We start from the raw sequence: 23,434 nt of genomic DNA on the forward strand, positions 1-23,434 counted from the left end.
GTCACCCGTGCCGCTGGAGGTCCGCCCTGATCTCGCGCAAGGCGTCCGCAACTCCCCGCACCGCTTGCGGCGCCCCCCGGTCGGCGATGCGGGCGGCGGCGTCCGCGAGCTCGCCCAGCCGCTCCAGGAAGGTGAGCCAGGCGGCCCGGCGGTGCGGGGCCAGCGCCACCGCGCGGTGGATCTCGAAGCTCGGGCCGGCCGTCGCACCCGCGTGCTCGCCCCCGACCGGCAGGGTGGCGACCAGCGAACCGAGCGGTGAGACGACCGAGGTCATCACCGCGACCGCCGCCCCCGCCAGCGCCCGGAGCGCCTCCGGCGACTCGTCGGTGTGCGCCAGGTAGCGCTCCAGCAGGTTCGTCATCAGAACGTAAGCGCTGTTGAACAGGTCCATCACGGCCACGGTCAGCTCGTCGTCGACGACGACGCCGTGCTCGACGTCCGGCCTGGCCTTGGCCACGGGGTCCGCCACGACCGGCCACGCCGGGTCGAACGCCGGATCGGCCCGCTGGGCCTCACGGAGCTCCTCCCGCATCCGCAGGAAGGTGCCGTAGTGGGCGTCCTCCCAGTTCCCGCGCACGCCTTCGCCCTGCTCGACCAGGAGGCGCAGAGCCTGACGTGCCGAGGAGAGGTCCGTCACCGGGACGAGGTCCTCGAACCCCAGGTCGTCGGCGGCCGACTGGGCGCCGGGAGCCCCGATGAAGACGGCGACCTCGCCCCGCAGGTCGACGAGGTGCTCGAAGCCGTCCTCGATCGCCTGGTACAGCTCCCCCACCGTCGTCAGGCCGCCATCCCCGGGCACCGGCTCACCGTCGCCGTCTCCGGCCCGCACCGCTCCGGGGGGAGCTCCGGCGCCGGGGGCCGACGGCGCCAGGGCCGGGTCCTCGTCGACGTCGTCCTCGATGCCGACCCCCTCGGGGCGTTCGAGGTGGACGAACCGGGTGAGGGTCGCCTCGTCGAACCTGCGCAGCGCGATCGTGATCCCCGCCGGGTAGTACCGGGACTGCTGCGGAAAGGGCGGCCGGCCCATGTGGGGAGCCGCGCCCAGCGCGGTCAGGAGGTTGGACACCAGGGCCAGGTGGAGCATCTCCTCCCTTGCCACGCCCGCGAGCAGCCCCCGCCAGCGGGCCACGCTCTCCCGCTGGTCCTCCGGCAGACCCGCGTCCGCGCCGGTTCGTAGGCTGAAAGCGGCGAACAGATAACTGCAGCAGAGACCGTGCTCGAGCTCCGCCGCCTCGTACAGGAGCGAGACGAGCTCCTCCCGCGTCTCGCACCGGATCGCGCACCGCTCGGCCACCACCACCGGCTACCCGCCCGCCCGGGGATCCACCCCCCGGCCTCACACCTCCCGAACGGCGAGCCGGCCGGTCGCCCGCTGCAGCGACCCCACCACGACCACGGCGACGACCAGCAGGGCGAGCGCGCCCACGACCACGACCGCGGGCAGCTCGAGCGCGACGTCGAGCGCGGCGACGGCGGCCGCGCCGACCGGCCACCACCATCCGCGCCGCGCCCGGCCGGACATGCCGCCGACGGTCACGCTCACCGACACCAGGTAGAGCGCGACGCCGCCGGCGAGCAGCAGCCGGGTGCCGACCGGCACCTCGCCCTCCGAGCTCTGGACGACCGCCAGCTCGACCCCGGCGCCGACGCTGGCCAGCGCGAGGGTGAGCGGCAGCTGGCCGAAGACGTAGGCGTCGTGGGCGTGGTCGCCGCGCTCGCCGCCGGTCTCCTCCAGGAGCCGTTTGGCGCGGGCGCCGGCCAGGTCGAAGTAGCTCCACCACAGCGCCGCGGCGAGCACGAAGGCGAGCGCCGCGACCGGCAACGCCGGCGCCGACCACCCCGCGTCGGCGAGGCCGTGCGCGATGCCCGCCACCGACTCCCCCAGCACCAGGATCACGAACAACGCGAACCGCTCCGGCAGGTGCTCGACGTGCAGCGGGACGTCGGCCGAGGACCGGCTGGCCAGCAGCGGGACCAACGCCTCGGCCAGCACCGCCGCTGCCCACAGCGCGAAGCCGATCGGCCGCGGCACCACCAGGGACAGCGTCCAGAGCAGGGCCCCCGCGACCGCGCCGGCCATGTACAGCCGCGTGACGGGGCGGGCCTGGGGCACGTGGCGGTGGGCCCGGTGGTACTGGAGGAGCAGCAACAGCCGCAGCACCAGCTGGCAGCCGACGAACAGCGCGAAGCGCTCCCCCGTCGCCTCGGTCGCCGTCGCGGCCATCCCGATGACCGCGGCCATGCTGCCGAGCTTGTACAGCCGGTAGACGACGTCGTCGTGGTCGAAGCGGTTCGCGTAGAGGGTGGCGCTGACCCACGCCCACCAGACGGTGGTGAACAGCCCGGCGAACTCCAGCTCGCCGGCCCACGTCACGTCCGCGCGCAGCGCGATCGCGAGCTCGGCCACGACGAGCACGAACGCGAGGTCGAAGAACAGCTCCAGGCGCGAGGCCGACCGCCCCTCGTCGGTGCGCAGCTCCGGCCGGCGCACCGCTCCGTTGCCGGTCAGCGCGCCCAGCCAGCCCCGTTCGGGCACCCGGTCCCCTCCCGCCGAGCCGGCGGCAGCCGGCGACCGCCGTCTCCCTACCCCGGGCGGGTCACAGTTGCACCGCGACGGTCGCGGCCAGCTCGCGGCAGGCCTCCAGCTCCGCCGGGCCGGGCGCGCCGACGAGCTGCAGCGGCGCGGCCACCTGCTTCCAGCGCAGCGCCCCGGTGATCCGCTCGATGCTGCCCAGCGCGCCGGCGGTGTCGTCGTTGCCGTGCACGTAGACGCCGTACGGGAGGCCCGGGGTGGCGTCCAGGCACGGGTAGTAGACGGTGTCGAAGAAGTGCTTGAGCGCCCCCGACATGTAACCGATGTTCGCCGGCGTCCCGAGCAGCACGCCGTCGGCGGCGAGCAGGTCCGCGGCACCGGCCGACAGCGCCGGCCGCACGGTCAGCTCCGCCTCCTCGACCAGCGCGGCGCCCTCCCGCACGGCCTCGAGCAGCGCCTGCATGGCGGGCGAGGGCGTGTGGTGGACGACGAGCAGGCGCGGCACCCCCGCATCGTCCCCCGTGGGCAGCGGGTCAGAAGTCGTGGGCCTCGTCGGACTCGTAGTCGCCCGTCGGTTGCTCCGGACGCGGGCCCGGGCGGGCCGCCTGCGGGCGGGCCGGCCGCGGGCTCGACGGCGCCGTCCCCGCCCTGACCTCCTCGTGGGCCAGGTCGTAGCCGTAGTCCCCCGCCGGCTGCCTCGGGTCCTGCGTCATGGTGGGCCTCCTCGCTCGACGGCGGGGCCATGCTCGTCCCCGCCCGCACCGGGGACAAGGGCCCTCAGGTGCCGATCTCCGTGCGGACGGCGTAGAGCTCCGGGAAGAAGGTGAGGTCCAGCGCCCGCCGCAGGAAGCCCACGCCCGACGACCCGCCGGTGCCGGTCTTGAACCCGATGGTGCGCTGCACCGTGCGCAGGTGCCGGAAGCGCCACAGCTGCACGGCGTCCTCGAGGTCGACCAGGCTCTCGCAGGCCTCGTAGACGCCCCACGGCGTCTCCTCCGACTCGTAGACCCGGCGGAACAGCGGCACCAGGCCGGGCTGGAACGCCCACGGCTCGCGCACGTCCCGGTCCAGCACCGCGGAGGGGACGTCGAGGCCCAGGCGGGCGAGGTGGCGGAGGAACTCGTCGTAGAGGGTGGGGGCCTCCAGCAGCTCCACCAGCAGCCCGCGGGCGGCCGGCTCGCCGTCGAACACGGCCAGCATCCCGGCGTTCTTGTTGCCGAGCACGAACTCCACCGCCCGGTACTGGTGCGACTGGAAACCCGACGCGCTGCCCAGCGCCCCGCGGAACTGCACGTACTCCCGCGGGGTCAGCGTGGCGAGGACCGACCACTGCTCGATGAGCGTCCGCAGCACGTGCTTGACCCGGGCCAGGCACTTCAGCGCGGGGGCGAGCTCGTCGCCGGCCAGGTAGCGGCAGGTGGCGCGCAGCTCGTGCAGCACCAGCTTGAACCACAGCTCGCTGGTCTGGTGCTGGACGATGAAGAGCAGCTCGTCGTGGTGCACCGGCCGGCTGCGCGGGTGCTGCGCGTCGAGCAGGTGGTCCAGGTCGAGGTAGCCGGCGTAGGTCATGGCACCGTCGAGGTCGGTGCGGATCGACCTCTCGATCGGCCGCACCGACCGCGACGACTCCTCCGGTGGCGCCACGGCCGCAACCTATCCCCGCCCGGCGGCCGCCGGGTGCTCAGCGGCTGCGGTACAGCCGGGTGGTCACCGGCAGGAACACCGCCGCCAGGGCGGCGGCCACGGCCAGCGACACCAGGATCGCGGTGCCGTCGGGCGTGCCGGCCATGAGCGAGCGGGACGCCGTGGCCAGGATCGAGATCGGGTTGACCTCGACGAAGGCCTGCAGCGGTCCGGGCAGCGTGGACGGGTCGACGAAGACGTTGGACAGGAACGTCAGCGGGAAGATGCCCATGAACCCGGCGTTCATGACCGCGTTCGGGGAGCGCAGCAGCAGCCCGAGCACGCAGAACACCCACGACAGGCCGAAGGAGAACACGACGACGAGCGCGAGGGCCGAGACGGCCCCGGCGACGCCGCCGTCCGGGCGGTACCCCAGGACGACGCCGACCACGATGATCACCGTGCCGGCCACGACGTACCGGACGCTGTCGCCCAGCAGCGAGCCCACCAGGGGCGCCGGCCGCCAGATCGGCAGCGAGCGGAACCGGTCGACCACGCCCTTGGTGAGGTCGGTGTTCAGCGAGACGCCGGAGTAGACGGTCGTGAACAGCACGGACATGACCAGCAGCCCCGGCAGCGTGTAGTCCAGGTACGCGCTGGTCGACCCGGCGATCGCGCCGCCGAAGAGGTACGTGAACATCAGCAGGAACATCACCGGGGTGACGGTGACGTCGAGCAGCTGCTCGGGGACGTGCTTGACCTTGAGCATGCCGCGCCAGCCGAACGTGAGGGCGGTCGACAGCGGCCCCGGCCGCGACGGCCGGGCGGTGGAGGCGATGGCCCGGCGGACGGCGACGGTGTCGGCCGAGTCGGGGGCGGGGGCGGTGACGGTCACGACGCCTGTCCTTCCAGGGTGCGGGCGGTGCCCTCGCCGGTCGTCTCGTCGGCGATGTGGCCGGTGAGCGCCAGGAAGACCTCGTCGAGGCTGGGCTGGTCGAGGGAGAAGTCGGCGATCCCGACCCCGGCGCGGCCCAGCTCGCCGACGCCGATCGCGGCGCGTTCGGGATCCCCGCAGGCGGCCGAGAGGGCGGCGGGATCCGGCTCCAGGACGACCGGCCCCACCTCGCGCTCCAGCACGCGGGCGGCCTCGGCGCGCCGGTCGGGGTCGAGCAGCCGCACGTGCAGCGAGCCGGTGCCGACAGACGCCTTGAGCTGGCCCGGGGTGCCCTCGGCGATCACCCGGCCGCGGTCGATGACCACGATCCCGTCGGCCAGCTGGTCGGCCTCCTCCAGGTACTGGGTGCAGAGCAGGATCGTCGTCCCCTCGGCCACCAGCGCGCGGGCGATCTCCCAGACCTGGTTGCGCGACCGCGGGTCCAGGCCGGTGGTCGGCTCGTCGAGGAACATCAGCTGCGGGGTGACGACGATGCTGGCCGCGATGTCCAGCCGGCGCCGCATGCCGCCGGAGTAGTGCTTGACCAGCCGCCCGGCGGCGTCGGCGATGCCGAACGCCTCGAGCAGTTCGTCGGCCCGGACCTTGGCGGCGCCCCGGGAGTGCCCGAGCAGCCGGCCGATGAGCACCAGGTTCTCCCGGCCGGTCAGCTCCTCGTCCACCGAGGCGAGCTGGCCGGTCAGGCTGACCGATCCGCGGACGGCGTCGGCCTCGGTCACGATGTCGTGACCGAGGACGCGGGCGGTGCCGGAGTCGGGCTCGAGCAGCGTGGCCAGCATGCGGATGGTGGTCGTCTTGCCGGCCCCGTTGGGTCCCAGGACGCCGTAGATGGCGCCGGCCGGGACGACCAGGTCGACCCCGTCGACGGCGCGGGTGCCGCCGAAGGACTTGGTCAGCCCGGTCGCCTCGATGGCCAGGGGTGGCTGTGCCGTCATCTCGTCGTCCTCTACCTCGGAGTCGGTCTGAGCATCTCTCGACCCTCTGACCGAATCTGGGCCCCCGGGTCATCGACCGCCACCGGTTTTCTGCCGGCCGCGGTGCGAACCCAGCATCGGACTTCGAGCCGACTCGAGGTCAAGCCCGGATCTGACTCCCGCCTCAGGGGACGTCGATGGTGACCGCGGCGGGCTTCCCGTCGGCGCCGGCCAGCCCACCGGTGCGCGCGCTGACCACTCGCGAGACGCAGCACTGGAGCCGGTCGCCGGCCTGGTGCTGCTCCTGGCTGAGGAAGACGTCGCGGTGGTCGATGACCCCCTCGACCTCGATCACCTTGACCTGGCAGAGGCCGCACTCCCCCCGGCGGCAGTCGAACATCAGGTCCGCGCCGCAGGCCTCCAGGGCCTCGAGCATCGAGACGTCGTGCGCGACGAGGGTCTCCAGGCCCAGCCGCGGGATGCGCACGGTGAACGCCTCGGGGGCGAACCGGCCGCTGCTGCCGAACGTCTCGAACCGCAGGTCCGCCGGGCGCCGTCCGGCCGTGGCCCAGGCCGACTTGATCGCGTCGAGCATGGGCGTCGGACCGCAGACGTAGAGCTCCCCGCCCGCGGGGACGCCGGCCACCAGGTCGGCGACGTCCAGCCCCGTCCCCTCGTCGTCGACGCGCAGCTCGAGCCGGTCACCGTGCTCGGCGGCCAGCTCGTCGACGAAGGCCATCAGCCCGCGGGAGCGCGCGCCGTAGACGAAGCGGTAGTCCGCGCCCCGCGCCTTGAGCGCCTTGCCCATGGCCACCAGCGCGGTGATGCCGATGCCGCCGGCCGCCAGCACGTAGCCGGGCCGGCCGTAGTTGAGCGGGAAGTTCTGCAGCGGCTGGGTGATCGACACGTCCTGGCCGCGGCGCAGCGCGTGCACGTACGCCGAGCCGCCCCGGCTCTGCCGGGCCAGCTGCACGCCGAGCACGATCTCGGTGCCGTAGGCGCCCATCCCGACGACGGAGTACGAGCGGACGTCGGCGCGCCCGTTGACGTAGACGCCGATGTCGATGTGGCTGCCGGGCGGGGCCGGCGCCTCCATGTACTCGGGCTCGAGCACCACCTGGCGCACGTGCTGGGCGACCTCGCAGACGTCGAGCACCCGGGCCCGGCGCCACTTCTTGGAGCTGGTGGCGGCCATCGGCGTCGCCGCCCTACAGCCCGCGGCCCATGAGACCCACCGTCGGCTGCTCGCGGTGCCCGGCGATGCCGCCGGCCACCTCGGCGGCCATCCCGGTGCCCTCCTCGCGGTGCGCCTCGTTGGCCGCGCCGGTCACCGCGCCCATCGCCACCGCGGCGTCGCCGGAGGTCTCGCTCGGCGGCGACGCGTCCGAGCCGGACTCGGCGTCGATCATCCGCTGCACGATCCGACGGGTCCACATGCTGCCGGCGTCGATGTTGAGGTTGTAGAAGTCGTAGCCGGGGTTGGCCTCGATCCCGCGCTGCTGCGCCTCGAGCATCACCTCGTCCTCGAAGAAGACGCCGGACACCCCCTCGCGCAGCCGGGTGGTGATGACCTGCTTGTCCAGGCACCAGTCGCGGGCGAAGGCCCACAGGTAGAAGCAGGTGCTGTCGGTCTCCGGGGTCATCGTGTTGATGACCGTGCCGGTGACGCCCTGGCTGCGGTCGCCGTCGGGGGCGCCGGTGCCGGCTTTGGCCACCCCGACGTCGATCGCCACGGTCGACGGCGCGGTGTAGTGGATGATCTGCCAGCGGTCGACCGGGCCCTCGTAGTCGGGGAACCGGTCCTGCAGGTTGCGCTTCCAGAACGGCGGCGCGTCGATGCCGAGCATCCACTTGGTCACCGTCACCGTCCGGGCGTCGTGGGTGACCTCGAAGTCGGACTCCGACAGCGCGTCGTGGCCGATGCTCGACCCGTGCACGAACTGCTCGTGGGTGAGGTCCATGAGGTTGTCGATGATCAGCTGGTAGCTGCAGTTGACGTGGATCGTCTTGCCGTCGCCGGCCCACTCGGGGTGGTCGTTCATGTGCAGGTCGGGGACGAGGTCCGGGTCGGCGAGCGCCGGGTCGCCGGGCCACACCCACACGTAGCGGTGCCGCTCGACCACCGGGTAGGAGTGCACGGTGGCGCTGGGGTTGATCGTCTCCTGCGCCGGCATGAAGGTGGCGCGGCCGTCGGCGTCGTAGCAGATGCCGTGGTAACCGCACATGACCTCGTCGTCGCCGCGCAGCTTGCCCATCGACAGCGGCGCCAGGCGGTGCCAGCAGGCGTCGGCGAGGGCGACGGCGCGGCCGCCGGCGGTGCGGTAGAAGACGATCGGCCGGTTGGCGACGGTCTTGGGCATCAGGTTGCGGCCGACCTCGTGGTCCCACGCCGCGGCGTACCAGGCGTTGGACGGGAAGTGCCGGAAGCCGGCGTGGGGCGTGGCCGCCCCGGGCTGGGCGGGGTGCGACATCGGGTCCTCCAGGGGAACGGCTCAGGCGGGGATGGGGTCCTCGTGGTGCGCCGGCGCCTCTCGCACCATCGCGTAGAGGAAGAAGGAGACGATCATGATCCCGGCGGCGAGGTACACGCCGCTGGCCCAGCTGCCCGTGGCGTCGCGGAGGATGCCGCTGACCACCGGGCTGAGGACGGCGCCGATCTCGGAGACGAGGTTGAGCATCCCGAAGGCCGCGCCGCGCTCGGTCGCGGGGACCAGGTCACCGGTCATCCCCTGCACGATCGGCTGCAGCGCGTTGAAGAACACGCCGGAGCAGAACAGCAGCAGGCCCAGCAGGGCCAGCGAGGGCTCCCGCCCGCCGGAGATGCTCCAGCCGAAGGCCAGGACGAGCACCGAGTAGACGGCGGTGCACACCAGCGCCAGCGGCTTGCGCCCCCGGCCCGACCGGATGGCGCGGTCGGCCAGCCAGCCGCCGACCGGGAAGCCGAGGATGCCCGCCCCCGCGTTGAAGGCCGCGGTGAGCGCGGCGGCGAGCAGGCTGCTCTCCGCCGCCTCCCGGACGATCTGCACCGACCAGAAGCTGAAGAACCACAGGTTCCACAGGATCGCGATGTAGGCGACGTAGATCAGCCACATGTTGCGGTTCAGCAGGGCCGCACCGCGGCCGGAGCGCTGGACGCTGCGCACGATGACCGCGATGTAGACCAGCGCGATGACCGAGGCGATGGTCGCCGTCGCCCACTCGGGCCACTCGAGGCTGTCGGCCAGCAGGAACAGCGCGACGATGACGACGAACGTGGGCGCGGAGAACAGCGCCAGCTGCGCGAACGGTGCGCCCAGCCGCATCGCCCCGCCGAGCCGGGCCCGGAAGAACGCGAAGGCGATCGTGACGACGACGAACGTGCCGGCGGCGAAGACGAAGAACGGCATCCGCCACGCGCCGTCCCCCAGGCCCAGGGCCGTGCCCCAGTCGATGAGGACCGGCGTGAGGACGATGCCGAGCGTCAGGCCGATCGACAGCCCGGTGATCACCACGCCGAGGCCGAGGGTGCGCTTGGCCACCGGGGTGTGGTTGATGATCAGCGTGCGGTCGTTGGAGTAGAAGACGCCCTCGCCCAGGCCGGTGAGCACGCGCGCGGCGACGAACGCCACCAGCCCGGTCATCAGGCCGGAGACGACGGTGAGCACCGCCGCGGCCAGCAGCGAGACGATGATCATCTCGCGGTGGCCGTACCGGTCCCCGAGCCGACCGCCCGGGTACTGGGTGAGCATGTAACCGAGGAAGAACATCGAGCCGACCAGGCCGCCGACGGTCGCCGGGTTGCTGGCGTCGCCGATGAACCCCGACTCGGTCTCGATCATCCAGGCGATGACCGGGCCGGTCACCGTCCGGTCGGCGTAGCTGACCACCCAGCCCAGCAGGAGCACGCCCCACAGGGCCCGGTACGGCAGGACGGGCGCGCCGTCCCGGTGGTCCTCCAGCAGGCGTTCGTTGTCGGCGGTGTCTCCCTCGGCCGGCCGGCCCGCCATCGCCACTCCTCCCCGTCGGCCCGCGGCGGGTCAGCCGAAGGCGGTCTGCACGTCGTCGGAGGCCGCCGGCCGATCCCCCGGCGCCTCGGGGGCGCCGGGCACGCTCGGCTGCTCGGCCGCGGCCCCGGGCGCGGACGGCGTCTGCACCGCCACCACCGCGGGGTCCAGGCGCATGATCGAGTAGCCGGCGACGGCGCCGGCGCCGAAGCCGGGCGCGAAGATCCGCTGCGGCTCGGAGAGGACGCCGTCGCGCACCGCGTCGTGGATGGCCAGCGGGATGCTCGCCGACGAGGTGTTGCCGACCTGCTCGATGTTGAAGTAGAGCTGGTCGGCGGTCAGCCCGGCCCGCTCGGCCAGCTGGATGACCATCGTCTTGTTGGCCTGGTGCGGGACGATCAGGTCGACGCTCTCCATGAGCGAGCCGGCCCGCCCGTCGGGGTCGGGCAGCGCCGAGAGCTCCTCGATCATCTGCGCGAGGTAGCGGCCGGCCAGCGCCTTCACCTCCGGGCCGAAGACGGTGATGTTGTTGTCGAACTCGGGGTTCGGCCACAGGATCGAGTTGACCTGGCTGGCCGGGCCGCTGGCGTAGGTCTTCATGACCAGCAGGTCGGGCTCCTCGCCGTCGGGCGCGACGCCGACGACCATCCCCGACGCGCCGTCCCCGAAGATCATCCGCGAGGTGCGGACGTTCCCGATCTTGTCGGAGAACTTCTCCACGCAGACCACGAGCACCGGCCGCTCCACCTCCTGGAGCAGCCGGGTCGCCTCCGCCAGCCCGTAGGGCATGCCGGCGCAGGCGGCGATGATGTCGTAGGCCGCGGCGACCTGGTACATCCCCAGCTGACCGCAGAGGTAGGTGGCCAGCGACGGGATCAGCCGGGAGCTGGTGCAGGTGCACACGAGCACCGCGCCGATCTCCTCCGGTTCGCGGCCGGCCTTCGCCAGCGCAGCCTCCGCGGCCTGCAGCGCCAGCTCCTCGAGGCTGACGGAGCTGTACCGGCGCTGCTCGATCCCGGTCTTGGTCAGGATCTCCTCGGCGCTCATCGGCGACCAGTTGTAGGCGGTGTTCCGGATCAGGTCGTCGTTGCTGCAGACCTGGTCGCCGTGCACCGCGGACAGCGCCTCCAGGCGCGGCATGACGCGGAAGTCCCGGCGGACGTCGATCTCGCGGTAGGGGCGGATCGGCTGGCGCGACTCCCGCGGCTGCGCGGCCCCGCGGGGCTGGGCACCGTCGTCGAGCCGGCGGAGGAAGTCGCGGACCGACTTGTCCCGGGGGGTGAACACGACGACGTAGTCGTCGTCGGAGAGCTGGCCGGCGTCGGCCAGCTCCAGCTGGGCGCGGTCCCAGGGGTACTGGTTGTGCAGCACCATGGCCCAGCGGTGCAGCGACTCCAGCTCGGGCACGTCCTCGTCGCAGTCGAGGATGTCGCGGTAGTCGTAGACCGGGTAGTCGGGGTCGTAGCTCGGCAGCCGGAAGGTGAGACTGCCCGGCTTGTCCAGGAACTCCGCGACCGTCGGCTTGATCGCCGGCAGCGTCGTCGCGTGGTGCTTGCGGTTGGCGAAGACGTCGAACAGGACGCCGAAGATGCGGTCCTCGACCTCGGCGTCCCACTGCGCCGGCAGGGTCGGGTAGGCCTCCTGCACGGCGGCGACCTTCGTCTCCCCCTCCTCCCACGGCTCCACGACCGGCAGGAACACGTCGGGCCGGTTGCGCGGGACGTCGGCCCACCGCATGGGCCGCTTCTCGTACATGGTGATCGAGAAGCGGTTGGCCCAGAACAGGTTGAGCGCGAGGTCGCGCATGAGCGCGTAGCGCGTGGCGTAGCCGCCGGTCCGGACCTTCTCCAGGATGTCGGTGCCGCTCGGCGCCTTGGTCTCGAAGTCGCGCCGGATGACGTCGTCGAGCTGCTCCAGCGTCTCCACCGTCGAGAAGTCCAGCTCCGGGACGATGTTGGACGGGAACACCATGCGGCCGTGCCGGTTCAGGACGAACGCGTTCACTTCAGGTCCTCTCGACAGTGCGCAGACGGTCACCCGCCGGCGCGCTCGATCCCCCGCACCACGGCGTCGATCAGGCGGGGGCGCAGCTCGGCGGCGGGGATGATCGCGTGCACGGACCCCACCTGCCGGGCCCGTTCGATGTTGTGGATCGCCTCGAACTCCGCGGCGACCTCGCCCAACTTCTCCGAGCGGACGGTGGCGCGCAGCGCGGCCAGCTCGACCCGGAGGTGGGCCGCCTCGACTCCCTCGGCGGCGGCGATCGCGGCCTCCAGCTCCTGCACGCGGGGGTCCTTGGCGGTGCGCTGGTCGACGTCACGGGTGAAGACGACCGCGGCGGCGGGCGCACCGCCGAGGACGGAGGCGTACGAGCCCTCGACGGCCAGCACCTCGATGCTCTCGTTGAGGACGCCGGAGAAGACCACGAAGGCGCCGCCGTGGTAGCGGGACACCACGCAGAAGACGATCGGGCCGTCGAAGTTGACCATCGCCCGGCCGATCTCGGCGCCGTACTCCAGCTGCACGTTGCGCAGCGACTCCGGGGAGCCGTCGAAGCCGGACAGGTTGGCCAGCACGACCAGCGGCCGGTTGCCGCTGGTGGCGTTGATGGCCCGCGCGGTCTTCTTCGACGACTTGGGGAACAGCGTGCCCGCCGTCCACTGGTCCGGTCCGTCCGCCGGGTAAGCGCCGCGCCGCGGGATCGGGTGCGACTCGATGCCCAGGATGGTCACCGGGTGACCGGCCAGGTGGGCGTCGAAGACGACCGAGGTGTCGGCGTCGGCCATGCCGGCCCACCGCTCCAGCGTCGGGTGGTCGGCGTCGGCGACGGCGCGCATGACCGTCCGGATGTCGAAGGGCTTCTTCCGGTCGGGGTTGGTCACCGGCGAGAAGATGTCCCCGACGGTGGTGAAGTCGCTCGCCGGGTGCTCGTGCGGGAAGTCCCGCACGTCGCGGTCGCGGGGATCGCTGGTCGGCGCCGGCCGGGCCCACCGCTCCCCGGGCGCCCGGTAGGTGTGCTCGTAGTGCTGGACAAGCAGGTCGTGGGCCGCGGTGAGGTTGGGCGCCCAGTACTGCGCCTGCCCATTGGGACCCATGACCCGGTCGTAGCCGCCGATGCCGAAGTTGTCCTCGGCCGAGACACCGCCGGAGTAGTCGAGGGAGTGCTTGCCGGTGAGCACCATCGCGCTGTCCGGCGTCATCACCAGGATGCCCTTGGTGTGCATGAGCATCGTGGCCTCGGCGTTCCAGTACGGCTGCGCCCCGACGTTGATGCCCGCGACGACGACGTTGATCTCGCCGCCGGCCTGGGTGAACTCGATGATCCGGCGCAGCGCGCGGGAGACCCAGTCCATGTTCTCGGTGCCGCTGTCCATCGAGATGCGCGCACCGGAGGAGAGCGCGAACCACTCGACCGGGATGCCGCGCTCCTCGGCGAGGTCGAGGGCGGCGACGACGCGGTGGCACTCGGGCTCGGAGACGGTGCCCAGCTGCTTCGTGGGGTCGCCCATGAGCACCACCCGGGTGACGCCCTCCGGGTAGCGCTCGGTCGGCGTGCTCACCACACCGGCGACGAGGCCCGCCTTGTTGTTGCCCGGGGCGCGGTCCACCGGGACCAGCCGGCCGGTGTCGTCGAGGTCGTGCTCGACGAAGGTGCCGCGCGGCCCGGCCAGCAACGAGGCCAGCTCGTACGGGTAGACGGTGCCGCGGGCGCGGGAGCGGAGCACCTTCTCGGTGTAGGCGTCCAGCGGCCGCATCGGCTCGGTGGGACGGTCGGTGACCCGCATCTGCACGCCGGTGCCCGGCTGGTGCGAGAAGCGCAGCGCCACCTCCCGCGGCGGCCCGCTCTCCTGCTCCTGCAGCCGCGCGAGCAGCACGACCTCCTCCAGACCGGCGCCCACGGTCAGCGGCGCGGCGGACGCGGCGAAGCCGGCCAGCTGCGCCAGCGGCACCTCGATGGAGGGCCAGGCGTAGAGGAAGATCCGGTTGTGCTCCAGCCGCCGGCGTGACGGGCGCTCGGCCTGGGCGCGGCGCAGCCCCTCCAGGCAGGCGGTCAGCTGCCGCTCGAAGGTCGGGTAGCCGACCACCTCGCCGGACGGGTCGCGCACGGGGGTCACGTCCCGGACCTCGGCCATCGCGATCAGCCGCTCGTCGGCCGGGTTCTCCTTGGCCCGCACGTGCAGCAGGAAGGTGTCCTCGGGCGAGGGCAGCCGCTCACCGTCGAAGTTCTTGAGCCGCCACATGTTGAGCCGCTGGGCGGTCAGCGGGTGCAGCCCGCGGATGATCCGCTCCTCGGCCAGCCCGCCGTCCCCGGTGGGCCGGAAGGTGACCGTCTCGATGTCGCCGTCGGGGGTGCAGACGCTCACCGTGACCCGGCGCCCGCTGCACAGCAGCGGGGCGCCCTCCAGCAGCCCGCGCAGCTCCTCGGAGACCGCATCGGGGTCGGCCGGGCGGTCCGGCCAGGAGAGGTAGAGGTCCACCACCAGGTTGGCCGGGTCGGCGACGCCGGCGACGGTCGCGGTCAGGGGCTCCAGGGCGGCCGGCAGGTCCGACCGCTCCAGCATGACCGCGAGCAGGTGCAGATGGGCGCCGGCCAGCTCGTAGTCGGCGGCCACGCAGGACAGCCCGTCGACCAGGAAGGTGCGCACGCCCTGCAGGTCGCGGCTGCGGTAGTAGCGGCGGGTCAGCACCTCGAGCACCGGGTCCGGGACGGTGGTGGCGCGACCGAACCGCTGGGCCAGCAGGCTGATGAGCGGCTCCGGGCTGGCGACCAGCGCCTCGATCCGGTCCATCCCCTGGCCGGGCGCTCCGGCGGCCTCGACGTCGGCGAGCAGCCGGTCGGCCTCGTCGAGCACCTCCTGGCGCGCCTGGCGGACCACCGGCTCCTCGAAGTGGCGGAACCGGACGGCGCGGGCCAGGTCGCCGACGGCGGGGTAGCGCAGCTGGGTGGCGACGACCAGCCGGTCGAGCACCTCCCCCACCTCCGACCGCAGCGGGTCCGGCGGCATCGCCTGCGCGGTCAGCCAGCGGTCCAGCAGCGCGAGGACCGAGGGCAGCTGGTCGTTGATCCGCTGCTGGGCCAGGAAGATCCGGTGCACCGCCTCCTGGAGGGCCGGGCCGGGCTCCAGGTCCTCGACCCCGTAGTGCCGCAGGCCGCGGCCCAGTCGGCCGCGGAAGCTCTCCGGCAGCCCCTCGCGCTCGACGTCCAGCGAGTGCAGGTAGGCGTGGAAGTACTCGCGCGGGCTGTGCACCTGCGCGTCGGCCTCCTCCTCCTCGCTGGCCGGCCGGTTGCGGGACAGCTCGGCGAGGTCGGCGAAGGTGGTGAGCACCTCCAGCTCGCGGTGCAGCAGGTCGGGGTCGTCCACCGGCAGCTCGCCGCGCACCCGGCCGTACTCCTCGACCAGCTGGCGGGCGTGCCCGCGGCTGACGTCGTAGCCGGTGATCAGCGCCTGGAGCGCACCGAGCAGGTCCAGCGCGCGCTCCCGCGGCTCGCCCCCGCGCGCGACGGCGTCCCCCTCGGGGAAGGTCACCCGCTCGCCGGTGACCTCGGCGACGTCCTCGGTGGCGCGGTCCAGGCTGAGCAGCCCGGCGCCGGCGTCGACCTGCGCGTTGACCGCGGCCAGCACCTCGCGCACCCGCCCGGCGAAGGGCGCGTGCACGGCGGTCTCCATCTTCATGCTCTCGAGAACGGCGACCGTCTGGCCGGCCTCGACGTCCTCCCCCGCCTGGACACGGAGGGCGACGACCACCGCGGGCGCGGGGGCGCGCACCGTGCCGCCGGCGTCCCGGCCGACCCGGTGGGTGACCCCGTCCACCTCGACCAGGTGCGAGCCGGGCGCGGTCACCGACACGACGGTGAACCGCCGGTCGCCGATCCGCAGCCGGCTCTCCAGCGGACCGAGGCGGTCCACCTCGACGTCGACGTGCCGGCCCTCGAGCCCGACGCGGTAGTGGTCCCCGCCGAGCCGCGCGACCGACAGCCGGTAGACCTGGCCGCGGTAGCCGAGCTCCAGGGTGCGGCCGACCTCGTGCGGTGCCCGCGGCCGACCGCCGCGCGCCGAGGCCAGGAAGGCCGCCCGCTCCCAGGACTCGTCGGCGTCGGAGACGTCGATGGCCACCTGCGCCAGGGCGACCCACGCCGTCTCGGCGGGCTCGGTCGCGCCGGTGGTCCCGGTCCGGTCCAGCCAGCCGGTGTCGGCGGTGCCGGAGACGACCTCGGGACGGTCGAGCAGGTCGATCAGGAAGGACTTGGTCGTGGTGCCGCCGCTGAGGACGACGGTGGTCTCCCGCAGGGCGCAGCGCAGCCGGGCCAGCGCCTCGGGCCGGTCCCGGCCCCAGGCGATCACCTTGGCGACCATCGAGTCGTAGGCCGGCGGGATGACGTCGCCGACGCCGATGCCCGTGTCCACCCGGATCCCCGGACCGGTGGGCAGCCGCATCAGCTCCACCCGGCCGGGCGCGGGGGCGAAGCCGGCCTCGGCGTCCTCGGCGTTGAGCCGCACCTCGATCGCGTGGCCGTTCTCCTGCGGCGGCTCGCCCTCGAGCCGGCCACCGGCGGCGACGTGCAGCTGCAGCTTGACGATGTCCAGGCCGGTGACCTCCTCGGTCACCGGGTGCTCGACCTGCAGCCGGGTGTTCACCTCGAGGAAGGTGAACAGCTCCTCCTCCGGCTGGTAGAGGAACTCCACCGTGCCGGCCCCGACGTAGCCGGCCGCCTTGACCAGCGCCGTCGCCGACGACTTCAGCGCGGCCGACTGCTCCGGTCGCAGCGCCGGCGAGCTCGACTCCTCCAGCACCTTCTGGTTGCGGCGCTGCACCGAGCAGTCCCGCACGCCCGGAGCCCACACCGTGCCGTGCTGGTCGGCGATGACCTGCACCTCGACGTGCCGGCCGCCCTCGACCAGCCGCTCCATGAACACGACCGGGTCGCCGAAGGTGCGCTGCGCCTCGCCCTGGGTGCGGGTGAGCGCCTCCTCCAGCTCCGCCTCGGACCGGACCACGCGGATCCCGCGGCCACCGCCGCCGCTGCGCGCCTTGACGATCAGCGGGTAGCCGATGGTGCTCGCGTGCCGGCGGCCGTCGTCCAGCGTCTCGACCGCACCGCCGCTCCACGGAGCCACCGGCACGCCGGTCTTCTCGGCCAGCACCTTGGCCTCGATCTTGGCCCCGAGCAGCCGCATCGACTCCGGGGGCGGACCGATGAAGGTGACGCCGAGCTCGGCGCACAGCTCGGCGAACGCCGGGTCCTCGGCGACGAAGCCCCAGCCGACCCACGCCGCGTCGGCGCCGCTGGTGCGCAGCGCCCGGGCCAGTTCCTGGTGGTCGAGGTAGGGGTTGCCGGCGCCGGTCTCGCGCAGCAGGACGCCCTCGTCGGCGGCGCGCACGAAACCTGCCCGCCGCTCGGCCTCGGTGTAGAGGGCGATCACCCGGGTCCGTGTCCCGTGCTCGGCATCGAGCTCCCGGACGGCACGGACGAGCCGCATGGCGGGCTCGCCCCGGTTGACGACGGCGATGCGGCTGAACACCTGGGGGCACCCCTCCTGAGTCGGTTCGGTCGGCGGGGCTGCCGTCGGCGAGACGGCGCCCGGCCCGGCTACATGTCCAGGCCCCCGTTGACGCCCCAGACCTGGCCGGTGATGTAGCCGGAGGCGTCCGCGGACAGGAAGTGCACCACCCGGGCCACCTCCTCCGGCAGGCCGAGCCGGCCCAGCGGGATCCTGGCCTTCAGGCCGTCGAGCACCTTCTCGGGAACGGTCTCGAGCATCTCGGTCGCCGTGTATCCCGGGGTGACGGCGTTGATCGTGACGCCGATGCCGTCGGTGAGACCCTTCCGCTGGACCTGCATCGCGGCCTCGCGGGCGAGGGTCTTCGTCAGCCCGAACAGGCCGGCCTTGGCCGACGAGTAGTTGGCCTGACCGATGCCGCCGGTCTCGCCGATGACCGAGGAGACCATGACGATCCGCCCGGTGCCGCGGTCGAGCATGTGCTCCAGCGCCGCCTGCGAGAGGTAGAAGGCCCCGGACAGGTTGACGTCGATGACCCGGCGCCAGTCGTCGTCGGTCATCTTGAGGACGGTCTTGTCGGCGGTGATGCCGGCGTTGTTGACCAGGATGTCGAGCCGGCCGTGCTGCTCGATCACCTCGGCGATGGTGCGCCGGCAGTCCTCGGCCGACCCGATGTCGCCCCGGTGGACCGTCGTGCGGCTGTCCGGGTGGCTGGAGCCGATGTCCTTGCAGAACTGCTCGGCGGCCTGCTGGTTGCCGCTGTAGCCGGCCGCGATCGCCGCGCCCTGCCCCGCGAAGCTGCGGCAGATCGCCGCGCCGATCCCCCGGGTGCCGCCGGTCACGAACGCGACCCGGCCCTCCAGCTTGTCCCCTGCCCGCGTCGGGCGGGGTTGTGTGGCTGTCACGGAGCCTCCTCCAGCGACGGGCGTCCCGCCGAATCGTGCCAGGTCGGAGGCGGTCCCTGGATGTGACCGTGGTCTCCGGCTTCGGTACGACCGCAGCCTCCCGCCGTCGTCCGGCGCCGTCAAACGGAGACCCAGGTCACCTCCGCGGTTCGCGCCGGTGCCGGCGGCCAGGGCGGCGAGCTCCCCCGGCGCGGTTGCCGGACGGCGGCGGCTGCGGCTGACTGGGCGGGCCGCCCGCCGGCCCCGACGAGGAGGACCGCATGCACCGACCGACCCCGCAGCACGCCGCCCCAGGAGCGGAGGAGCGGTCGTGAGCGACGGGGTGGACCTGGAGTTCGGGCTCTTCGACTGGGTGGACGCCCGCCCGGGACGGTCGGTGGCGGAGGTCTACGACGACCGGCTGCGGGTGCTCGCCGAGGCCGACCGCGGCGGCGGCTTCAGCACCTACCACCTGGCCGAGCACCACGGCACGCCGCTGGGGCTCTCCCCCTCGCCGGCGGTGTTCCTCGCGGCCGCGGCGCGGGTCACCGAGCGGATCCGGCTCGCGCCGACGACGTTCATCGTCCCGCTCTACGACCCGCTGCGGCTGGTGCAGGAGATCTGCATGCTCGACCAGCTCAGCCACGGCCGGCTCGACGTCGGCGTCGGCAAGGGCTCCTCGCCGATCGAGGCGGCCATGTACGGGCTGACGAGGGAGGACACCGCGCAGCGGTTCGAGGAGTTCTTCCCCGCGGTGGTGGCGGCGCTGGAGACCGGGGTGTTCCGCCGGCCGTCGTCGAGCGGGTCGGCGGCGGAGCCGGTGGAGCTGCAGGTGCCGGTCGTCCAGCGGCCGCACCCGCCGCTGTGGTACCCGACGTCGAACGCCGCCTCGATCCCGCGGCTCGGGGACGAGGGCTACAACGTCCTGTTCGGGTTCGCCTTCACCTCGCCGCCGCTGGAGGTCGTCCGCGAGCAGAGCCGGGTGTTCGCCGCGCGGTACCGCGAGTCGGCCGCCCGGGGCGGGGTCCGGTACGCGCTGCCGGGCCGGACGCCGCGGTTCGGCATGCTGCGCCACGTGCTGGTCGCCCCGACGGACGACGAGGCGCTGGCGCTCGCACGGCCGGCGTTCGCCGACCACCACGCGAGCTTCACGCACCTGTGGCGCAAGGCCGGCGACGAGCGCTTCACCGGGCCGGTGGACTTCGACCGGCTCGTCGCCGAGCGCAAGCTGTTCGTCGGGTCGCCGGAGACGGTCGCCGCCCAGGTGACCGAGGCGGTGTCGATCGGCGAGATCAACCACCTCGCCGGCGCCTTCGCCTGGGGGTCGCTGGAGCTGGCGCCGGTCCTCGACTCGGTGCGGCTGTTCCGCGACGAGGTGGTCCCCTCGGTCCGGGCGGCCCTGGCGCGGGACGGCGCGGCCGCGGGGCAGCGCGCGGAATGGCACCGGTGAACACCGTCGAGCCGGGCACGGTGGTCGTGGTCACCGGCGGCGCCCGCGGCATCGGCGCCGAGCTGTCCCGCTCCCTCGCGCGGCAGGGGGCGGCCGTCGTCGTGGCCGACGTCGTCGACGCGGCGCCGCTGGTCGAGGAGCTGACCGCCGAGGGCCGGGCGGTGAGCGCCGTGCCGACCGACGTGAGCGACGAGGCCACCTGGACCCGCCTGGTCGCCGCCGTCCTCGAGCAGCACGGCCGGGTCGACGCGCTGGTCAACAACGCGGCGGTCTACCAGGGGCTGGGTGCCAAGGTCCCGTTCACCGAGATCTCCGTCACCGAGTGGGACCGGGTCCTGGCCGTCAACGCCCGCGGGGTGTGGCTGGGCATGCGCGCGGTCCACCCCGCGATGAAGGCGCAGGGCCACGGCCGGATCGTCAACATCGCCTCCGCGACGGTGCACATGGGCGTGCCCTGGTTCGCGCACTACACCGCCTCCAAGGGCGCGGTCATCGCCCTGACCCGCAGCGTGGCCCGCGAGGTGGGCCGCGACGGGATCACGGTGAACGCGATCGCGCCGGGGCTGGTGGAGACCGAGGCGACGTTCACCCTCAACGACCCGTCCTACGTGGCCACCGCCGCGCAGGGACGGGCGGTGCCGCGCGGCATGGTCCCGGGCGACCTCTGCCCGGCCGTCTCGTTCCTGTGCTCCCGCGACAGCGGCTTCATCACCGGGCAGACGGTCGTCGTCGACGGCGGCGTGACCTTCGTCTGAGCCAGGGCGGGCTCACCGCCGCGGCCCGGACTCGTCGACGGCGCCGGCACCCTCGTCCGCGGGCCCCTCGCCGGCCGGCTCGTCCGCGTCGCCCGTCCTCCCCTCGAACGAGACGTCGACCCGCTGGTGCCGCACCGCCCGCTGGGCGCGGGCCGCCCCGGAGTAGACCCGCTCGTCACCCTCGGTGAGGTCGTCGTGGTCGACGAACGGGGTGAGCAGCGCCCGCGGGTGCAGCCGGTCGACGCGGACGACGTTCACCTCGGCGCAGAGCACGAGCGCGGTCGAGGCCAGGTAGATGAAGGCGATCAGACCCAGGACCAGGGCGAACACCGCGTCGACGGCGCTGGCGTTGGCCACCACCCGGGCGACGTAGACCCCGCCGAAGGACTGGAGCAGCTGCCACAGCACGGCCGCGCCCAGCGCGCCCGGGAGCACCTGCCGGGCGGTGAGCCGGCGGGCGGTGGTGATCCGGAAGCCGAGCACGAAGACCGCGGCGTTCACCAGCACCGAGACGACGGTGATCAGCACGTGCAGGAGCCCGCTGAAGCCACCGCCGTAGGCGGCCGCGCCGCTGCCCACCGCGGAGAGCACCGTGCTGGCCAGCACCAGCACGCCGAGGGTGCACAGCAGCAGCAGGCTGCGTCCCCGGGAGGTGAGCGGGTCGGGGCGGCTGTGCCGGGGCACGGACCAGACGGTGTTCATGGTGTGCTGCATCGCCTGCCCCAGCCCCAGCGCGCCGTAGAGCGCGACGAGACCGCCGACCACCACGCCGGTGAAGCCGCCGCCGAGCCGCTCGGGCGTGCCCAGCTGCTCGCCGATGACGGGGAACTCGGCCAGCGCGGAGTCCAGCAGCTGTGCCTGGAGCTCCGGGTTCCCGGCCAGCACCAGGCCGAGGACGGTGGCCAGCAGGAGCAGCACCGGGAACAGCGCGAGGAAGCCGTAGTAGGTGATGAGGGCGGCGAGGAAGTGGCCGTCGTCGTCGAGGAACTTGTAGAGCACCGCGATGGGGAAGCCGGCGCCCGGGTGGCGCCGCTGGTACCGGTCCAGCCGTTCGGTCATGCCCATGGCCCACCCCTGCCCGCTCCGTGCTCCCAGCCCTACCCGTTGGGCGCGCCGACAGTCGGTCGGACCGCCCGGGTAGGAAGGGCGCATGGCCGACGCCTTCCCCCCGCTCGCCGAGCTCGCCGCCGAGGAGCAGGACCTGCAGTTCACCAGCTTCACCAACGACGACGCCTGGGACCTCGGCTCGGCCCTCGTCGCGGCCGCCCGCCGGGCCGACGCACCGGTCGCGGTCGCGGTCGTCCGCAACGGCCACCGGCTGTTCTCCGCGGCCCTTCCCGGCGCGACCCCCGACAACGACGAGTGGATCGAGCGCAAGACGCGGGTGGTGCACCGCTTCGGCCACAGCAGCCTCTACGTGCGGCAGGCCTCGATCGAACGCGGCACCACGTTCGAGGAGGAGTTCGGCCTCGACCCCTCGCGGTACGCCGCGCACGGCGGCGCCTTCCCCGTCCTCGTCCGGTCGGTGGGCCCGGTCGGCGCCGTCGTCGTCTCCGGGCTGCCCCAGCTCGACGACCACCGCATGGTCGTCGCGGCGATCCGCGCGCACCTCGGGCGGTGAGCGGGCTCGGCGTGCGCCGCCCGGAGTCGGCCGATCCGGCGCTGCGCCGGGCGCGCCTGGCCGTCGGCCTGTGCTTCTTCCTCAACGCCGTCCTCTACGCCAACCTCGTGCCGCGGTTGCCCGAGGTCAAGGAGCGGCTCGGGCTCTCCAACGGCTCCCTGGGCGCGGCGCTGGCGGCGCTGCCGCTCGGCGCCCTGCTGGCCGCGCTCTCCTCGGCGTGGCTGATCCGCCGGCTCGGCTCCGGCCGGGTGGCGTCCGGCGGGCTGGTGCTGCTCGCCGCCGCCGTCGCCGGGACCGCCGTCGCTCCCTCCTGGCCGGCGCTGGCCGCCGTGCTGCTCGTCGCCGGCGCGCTGGACGCCGTCGTCGACGTGGCGCAGAACGCCCACGGTCTGCGGGTGCAGCGCCGCTACGACCGGTCGATCCTCAACGCCTTCCACGGCGTCTGGAGCATCGGCGCGGTCGCGGGCGGCCTGCTCGGCTCGGCCGCGGCCGGGCTGGGCATCCCCCTGGGCGTGCACCTCGCCGGGTCGGCGGTGGTGTCGGCCGCCCTGGCGCTGCTCGGGTACCGGGCGCTGCTGCCGGGCCCGGACGACGACGACCGGACGCCGCCGGCCACCCACGTGGACGGCCGGCGCCTCCGCCGCCGCGACGCCCTCCCGGCCCTCGCGGCGCTGGGCGTGCTGGCGGCGTGCGGCGCCTTCGTCGAGGACGCGGGCTCGTCCTGGAGCGCGCTCTACCTGCGCGGCGAGCTGGGGGCCGGCGCGGCCGCGGCCGGTCTCGGGTTCGTGGCCCTCTCCGTGGCGATGACCGTCGGGCGGCTCACCGGCGACCGCGTCGTCGACCGGTTCGGGCAGCGCCGGGTGGCGCGGCTGGGTGGGGCGCTCATCGCCGCCGGGATGGGCGGGGCGCTGGCGTTCCCGTCCCTCCCGACCGCGCTGGTCGGGTTCGCCCTGGCCGGCCTGGGGGTGGCGACGCTGGTGCCGGCCGTGTACGCCGCCGCCGACGAGCTCCCCGGGCTGCCCGCCGGCCTGGGGCTGACGGTGATCAACTGGCTGCTGCGGATCGGCTTCCTGCTCTCCCCGCCGCTGGTCGGCGTGCTGGCCGACGCCAGCAGCCTGCGGGTGGCCCTGCTGACCGTCGTCCTCGCCGGGGTCGGCGTGGTGGTCGTCGGCCGGGTGCTCGCGCCCGCGGCCGCCGCGACGCCGGCGCGCTGAGAC

18 protein-coding genes are annotated in these 23,434 nt (G+C 73.7%); 4 read left to right on the top strand and 14 right to left on the bottom strand.

Annotated features, from left to right (window positions below):
* Position 1 precedes the first annotated feature (1 nt).
* From MY526_RS18005 to MY526_RS18065, 13 genes are all read right to left on the bottom strand, one after another.
* A complete protein-coding gene (locus MY526_RS18005; RefSeq protein ID WP_436704740.1) occupies positions 2–1,294 on the bottom strand; it encodes a ferritin-like domain-containing protein in 1,293 nt (430 codons plus the stop codon).
* A 42-nt stretch (positions 1,295–1,336) separates the two neighbouring features.
* Positions 1,337–2,536, bottom strand: a complete 1,200-nt coding sequence (locus tag MY526_RS18010; protein ID WP_436704741.1) for a low temperature requirement protein A — start codon at positions 2,534–2,536, stop codon at positions 1,337–1,339.
* A 61-nt stretch (positions 2,537–2,597) separates the two neighbouring features.
* The gene (locus MY526_RS18015) at positions 2,598–3,038 is read right to left on the bottom strand and encodes an NAD(P)H-dependent oxidoreductase (RefSeq protein WP_436704742.1); all 441 of its coding nucleotides are present in this window, start codon (positions 3,036–3,038) and stop codon (positions 2,598–2,600) included.
* 28 nt (positions 3,039–3,066) lie between these two features.
* The gene (locus MY526_RS18020; protein ID WP_436694138.1) at positions 3,067–3,246 is read right to left on the bottom strand and encodes a hypothetical protein; all 180 of its coding nucleotides are present in this window, start codon (positions 3,244–3,246) and stop codon (positions 3,067–3,069) included.
* 64 nt (positions 3,247–3,310) lie between these two features.
* On the bottom strand, positions 3,311–4,177 hold the full coding sequence (locus tag MY526_RS18025; protein WP_436694137.1) for a tryptophan 2,3-dioxygenase: 867 nt from the start codon (positions 4,175–4,177) through the stop codon (positions 3,311–3,313).
* 37 nt (positions 4,178–4,214) lie between these two features.
* Entirely contained in the window at positions 4,215–5,051 is an 837-nt protein-coding gene (locus tag MY526_RS18030) for an ABC transporter permease (protein ID WP_436694136.1), read from the bottom strand.
* A complete protein-coding gene (locus MY526_RS18035) occupies positions 5,048–6,043 on the bottom strand; it encodes an ATP-binding cassette domain-containing protein (protein WP_436694135.1) in 996 nt (331 codons plus the stop codon). The genes MY526_RS18030 and MY526_RS18035 overlap by 4 nt, the downstream gene beginning before the upstream one ends.
* A 163-nt stretch (positions 6,044–6,206) precedes the next feature.
* The gene (locus tag MY526_RS18040; protein WP_436704743.1) at positions 6,207–7,217 is read right to left on the bottom strand and encodes a PDR/VanB family oxidoreductase; all 1,011 of its coding nucleotides are present in this window, start codon (positions 7,215–7,217) and stop codon (positions 6,207–6,209) included.
* 13 nt (positions 7,218–7,230) lie between these two features.
* The gene (locus MY526_RS18045; RefSeq protein ID WP_436694133.1) at positions 7,231–8,493 is read right to left on the bottom strand and encodes an aromatic ring-hydroxylating dioxygenase subunit alpha; all 1,263 of its coding nucleotides are present in this window, start codon (positions 8,491–8,493) and stop codon (positions 7,231–7,233) included.
* A 21-nt stretch (positions 8,494–8,514) separates the two neighbouring features.
* Positions 8,515–10,008 (bottom strand): MFS transporter, encoded by a 1,494-nt coding sequence (locus MY526_RS18050; RefSeq protein WP_436704744.1) that lies wholly within the window; start codon positions 10,006–10,008, stop codon positions 8,515–8,517.
* A 30-nt stretch (positions 10,009–10,038) separates the two neighbouring features.
* Positions 10,039–12,009, bottom strand: a complete 1,971-nt coding sequence (locus tag MY526_RS18055; RefSeq protein WP_436694131.1) for a 3-oxoacyl-ACP synthase III family protein — start codon at positions 12,007–12,009, stop codon at positions 10,039–10,041.
* Positions 12,010–12,038: 29 nt separating this feature from the next.
* The gene (locus tag MY526_RS18060; protein ID WP_436694130.1) at positions 12,039–17,528 is read right to left on the bottom strand and encodes a carboxyl transferase domain-containing protein; all 5,490 of its coding nucleotides are present in this window, start codon (positions 17,526–17,528) and stop codon (positions 12,039–12,041) included.
* Positions 17,529–17,596: 68 nt separating this feature from the next.
* Positions 17,597–18,412: a 3-oxoacyl-ACP reductase family protein gene (locus MY526_RS18065; protein WP_436694129.1), complete on the bottom strand. Its 816-nt coding sequence runs from the start codon at positions 18,410–18,412 to the stop codon at positions 17,597–17,599.
* Positions 18,413–18,722: 310 nt separating this feature from the next.
* Between MY526_RS18065 and MY526_RS18070 the strand changes: the two genes are divergently transcribed.
* Both MY526_RS18070 and MY526_RS18075 read left to right on the top strand, forming a co-directional pair.
* On the top strand, positions 18,723–19,841 hold the full coding sequence (locus MY526_RS18070; RefSeq protein ID WP_436694128.1) for an LLM class flavin-dependent oxidoreductase: 1,119 nt from the start codon (positions 18,723–18,725) through the stop codon (positions 19,839–19,841).
* Positions 19,838–20,596: an SDR family NAD(P)-dependent oxidoreductase gene (locus tag MY526_RS18075; protein WP_436694127.1), complete on the top strand. Its 759-nt coding sequence runs from the start codon at positions 19,838–19,840 to the stop codon at positions 20,594–20,596. Before MY526_RS18070 ends, MY526_RS18075 begins: the two co-directional genes overlap by 4 nt.
* 12 nt (positions 20,597–20,608) lie before the next feature.
* Here the strand turns inward: MY526_RS18075 and MY526_RS18080 are convergent, their stop codons facing one another.
* Positions 20,609–21,655, bottom strand: coding sequence for a YihY/virulence factor BrkB family protein (locus MY526_RS18080; protein WP_436694126.1), 1,047 nt, complete (start codon positions 21,653–21,655; stop codon positions 20,609–20,611).
* A gap of 91 nt (positions 21,656–21,746) precedes the next feature.
* Between MY526_RS18080 and MY526_RS18085 the strand changes: the two genes are divergently transcribed.
* Both MY526_RS18085 and MY526_RS18090 read left to right on the top strand, forming a co-directional pair.
* A complete protein-coding gene (locus tag MY526_RS18085) occupies positions 21,747–22,217 on the top strand; it encodes a heme-degrading domain-containing protein (RefSeq protein ID WP_436704745.1) in 471 nt (156 codons plus the stop codon).
* Positions 22,214–23,431 (top strand): MFS transporter, encoded by a 1,218-nt coding sequence (locus MY526_RS18090; protein ID WP_436694124.1) that lies wholly within the window; start codon positions 22,214–22,216, stop codon positions 23,429–23,431. Before MY526_RS18085 ends, MY526_RS18090 begins: the two co-directional genes overlap by 4 nt.
* Positions 23,432–23,434: the final 3 nt, after the last annotated feature.

The sequence above is a fragment of the Geodermatophilus sp. CPCC 205761 genome (genome assembly GCF_051383655.1).
Taxonomy (GTDB): domain Bacteria; phylum Actinomycetota; class Actinomycetes; order Mycobacteriales; family Geodermatophilaceae; genus Geodermatophilus.

Bases quoted from the DNA above. Each gene is read 5' to 3' on its own strand.
- MY526_RS18020 (WP_436694138.1), bottom strand. From the start codon at position 3,246: ATGACGCAGGACCCGAGGCAGCCGGCGGGGGACTACGGCTACGACCTG.
- MY526_RS18080 (WP_436694126.1), bottom strand. From the start codon at position 21,655: ATGACCGAACGGCTGGACCGGTACCAGCGGCGCCACCCGGGCGCCGGC.
- MY526_RS18050 (WP_436704744.1), bottom strand. From the start codon at position 10,008: ATGGCGGGCCGGCCGGCCGAGGGAGACACCGCCGACAACGAACGCCTG.
- MY526_RS18040 (WP_436704743.1), bottom strand. From the start codon at position 7,217: ATGGCCGCCACCAGCTCCAAGAAGTGGCGCCGGGCCCGGGTGCTCGAC.
- MY526_RS18045 (WP_436694133.1), bottom strand. From the start codon at position 8,493: ATGTCGCACCCCGCCCAGCCCGGGGCGGCCACGCCCCACGCCGGCTTC.
- MY526_RS18035 (WP_436694135.1), bottom strand. From the start codon at position 6,043: ATGACGGCACAGCCACCCCTGGCCATCGAGGCGACCGGGCTGACCAAG.
- MY526_RS18085 (WP_436704745.1), top strand. From the start codon at position 21,747: ATGGCCGACGCCTTCCCCCCGCTCGCCGAGCTCGCCGCCGAGGAGCAG.